The following is a 570-nucleotide window of genomic DNA, read 5'->3' as shown; positions in this document are numbered from 1 at the left end:
TGCTGAACCCGCTGGGATCGGCCGCCGCGATCGAGTTGATTCAAGAGGCCGATCTGGTGATCTGGTGCGGCTCAAAGGTCAGCCAGAACACCGGCATGAACTGGACCCTGCCAAAGCCGGATCAGGCGACCATCACCATCGACTTTGACCCGCTGGAGCATGGCCGCACCTTCCGCCCGACCGTCGCGCTGCTGGGGGATGTGCGCGATACGCTGACGGCGCTGGATGCCGCGATGGGCGACAGCCGCAAGGGGGTGAACCCGGATTGGGATGCCCGCATCGCCGAGGTCAAGGCGCGCTGCGATGCCGACAAGGCGGTGGAAATGGCGTCGGATCAGATGCCGGTGCTGCCGCCGCGCATCATGGCCGAGATTGCCAAACGGCTGGACGATGACGATGTGGTGGTCTCGGACGCCTCGTTCTCGGCGGGCTGGATCTCGGGGTATATCCCGGCCAAACAGGCCAGACGGCAGTTTCTGTTTGCGCGCGGCCAGGGCGGGCTGGGCTATGCGGTGCCCGGTGCCATCGGGGCGGCCACGGTGGTGGCAAAGGGCGCGCGGGTGGTGACGG

Annotated in this window: 1 pseudogene; it reads left to right on the top strand. The window is 66.8% G+C overall.

The features are described from left to right. A pseudogene (locus D1012_RS22120) lies at nt 1-570 on the top strand (thiamine pyrophosphate-binding protein); the annotation flags it as partial.

The sequence above is a fragment of the Pseudotabrizicola alkalilacus genome, from assembly GCF_003443995.1.
In the GTDB taxonomy this organism is placed as follows: domain Bacteria; phylum Pseudomonadota; class Alphaproteobacteria; order Rhodobacterales; family Rhodobacteraceae; genus Pseudotabrizicola; species Pseudotabrizicola alkalilacus.
Note: the sequence above shows the minus strand (reverse complement) of the source record. Positions and strands in the feature narration are given on the sequence as shown.